The organism is Streptomyces atratus (genome assembly GCF_900119365.1).
In the GTDB taxonomy this organism is placed as follows: Bacteria; Actinomycetota; Actinomycetes; order Streptomycetales; family Streptomycetaceae; genus Streptomyces; species Streptomyces atratus_B.
On the sequence record NZ_FPJO01000086.1, the window covers coordinates 1 to 2,836 of the forward strand.

General features: G+C 56.2%; 1 rRNA gene. It reads right to left on the reverse strand.

Annotation, left to right across the window (positions count from 1 at the left end):
- Positions 1 to 22 precede the first annotated feature (22 nt).
- Positions 23 to 2,836: ribosomal RNA gene (locus BT364_RS38815) — 23S ribosomal RNA — on the reverse strand; the annotation flags it as partial.

Here is a 2,836-nt window from a genome sequence, read left to right on the forward strand (position 1 = left end):
AACACAGTGGACGCGAGCAACTGAGGACAAGCCCTCGGCCTATTAGTACCAGTCAGCTCCACCCGTTACCGGGCTTCCACATCTGGCCTATCAACCCAGTCGTCTACTGGGAGCCTTAACCAATCAAGTTGGTGGGAATACTCATCTCGAAGCAGGCTTCCCGCTTAGATGCTTTCAGCGGTTATCCTTTCCGAACGTAGCCAACCAGCCATGCCCTTGGCAGAACAACTGGCACACCAGAGGTTCGTCCGTCCCGGTCCTCTCGTACTAGGGACAGCCCTTCTCAATATTCCTACGCGCACAGCGGATAGGGACCGAACTGTCTCACGACGTTCTAAACCCAGCTCGCGTACCGCTTTAATGGGCGAACAGCCCAACCCTTGGGACCGACTCCAGCCCCAGGATGCGACGAGCCGACATCGAGGTGCCAAACCATCCCGTCGATATGGACTCTTGGGGAAGATCAGCCTGTTATCCCCGGGGTACCTTTTATCCGTTGAGCGACAGCGCTTCCACAAGCCACTGCCGGATCACTAGTCCCGACTTTCGTCCCTGCTCGACCCGTCGGTCTCACAGTCAAGCTCCCTTGTGCACTTACACTCAACACCTGATTGCCAACCAGGCTGAGGGAACCTTTGGGCGCCTCCGTTACTCTTTAGGAGGCAACCGCCCCAGTTAAACTACCCATCAGACACTGTCCCTGATCCGGATCACGGACCCAGGTTAGACATCCAGCACGACCAGAGTGGTATTTCAACGACGACTCCACAACCACTGGCGTGGCCGCTTCAAAGTCTCCCACCTATCCTACACAAGCCGAACCGAACACCAATATCAAACTGTAGTAAAGGTCCCGGGGTCTTTCCGTCCTGCTGCGCGAAACGAGCATCTTTACTCGTAGTGCAATTTCACCGGGCCTATGGTTGAGACAGTCGAGAAGTCGTTACGCCATTCGTGCAGGTCGGAACTTACCCGACAAGGAATTTCGCTACCTTAGGATGGTTATAGTTACCACCGCCGTTTACTGGCGCTTAAGTTCTCAGCTTCGCCGACCCGAAAGTCAGCTAACCGGTCCCCTTAACGTTCCAGCACCGGGCAGGCGTCAGTCCGTATACATCGCCTTACGGCTTCGCACGGACCTGTGTTTTTAGTAAACAGTCGCTTCTCGCTGGTCTCTGCGGCCACCCCCAGCTCGGAGAGCAAGTCCCCTCACCAGTGATGGCCCCCCTTCTCCCGAAGTTACGGGGGCATTTTGCCGAGTTCCTTAACCATAGTTCACCCGAACGCCTCGGTATTCTCTACCTGACCACCTGAGTCGGTTTAGGGTACGGGCCGCCATGAAACTCGCTAGAGGCTTTTCTCGACAGCATAGGATCATCCACTTCACCACAATCGGCTCGGCATCAGGTCTCAGACTATATGCACGACGGATTTGCCTACCGTGCGTCCTACACCCTTACCCCGGGACAACCACCGCCCGGGCTGGACTACCTTCCTGCGTCACCCCATCGCTTACCTACTACAAGTCTGGTTCATCGGCTCCACCACTACCCTCAACTCCGAAGAGATCGGGCCGGCTTCACGGACTTAGCATCGCCTGATTCAGTATTGGGCGTTTCAAAGCGGGTACCGGAATATCAACCGGTTGTCCATCGACTACGCCTGTCGGCCTCGCCTTAGGTCCCGACTTACCCTGGGCAGATCAGCTTGACCCAGGAACCCTTAGTCAATCGGCGCACACGTTTCTCACGTGTGTATCGCTACTCATGCCTGCATTCTCACTCGTGAACCGTCCACAACTCGCTTCCGCGGCTGCTTCACCCGGCACACGACGCTCCCCTACCCATCCGTACTCCCGTTGGGGATTAATATACGAATGACACGACTTCGGCGGTACGCTTGAGCCCCGCTACATTGTCGGCGCGGAATCACTTGACCAGTGAGCTATTACGCACTCTTTCAAGGGTGGCTGCTTCTAAGCCAACCTCCTGGTTGTCTCTGCGACTCCACATCCTTTCCCACTTAGCGTACGCTTAGGGGCCTTAGTCGATGCTCTGGGCTGTTTCCCTCTCGACCATGGAGCTTATCCCCCACAGTCTCACTGCCGCGCTCTCACTTACCGGCATTCGGAGTTTGGCTAAGGTCAGTAACCCGGTAGGGCCCATCGCCTATCCAGTGCTCTACCTCCGGCAAGAAACACACGACGCTGCACCTAAATGCATTTCGGGGAGAACCAGCTATCACGGAGTTTGATTGGCCTTTCACCCCTAACCACAGGTCATCCCCCAGGTTTTCAACCCTGGTGGGTTCGGTCCTCCACGAAGTCTTACCTCCGCTTCAACCTGCCCATGGCTAGATCACTCCGCTTCGGGTCTTGAGCGTGCTACTCAACCGCCCTGTTCGGACTCGCTTTCGCTACGGCTTCCCCACACGGGTTAACCTCGCAACACACCGCAAACTCGCAGGCTCATTCTTCAAAAGGCACGCAGTCACGACTGCATGTGCAAGCACATACAGCGACGCTCCCACGGCTTGTAGGCACACGGTTTCAGGTACTATTTCACTCCGCTCCCGCGGTACTTTTCACCATTCCCTCACGGTACTATCCGCTATCGGTCACCAGGGAATATTTAGGCTTAGCGGGTGGTCCCGCCAGATTCACACGGGATTTCTCGGGCCCCGTGCTACTTGGGTGTCTCTCAAACGAGCCGTCAATGTTTCAGCTACGGGGGTCTTACCCTCTACGCCGGACCTTTCGCATGTCCTTCGCCTACATCAACGGTTTCTGACTCGTCTCACGGCCGGCAGACCGTGAAAGAGAGATCCCACAACCCCG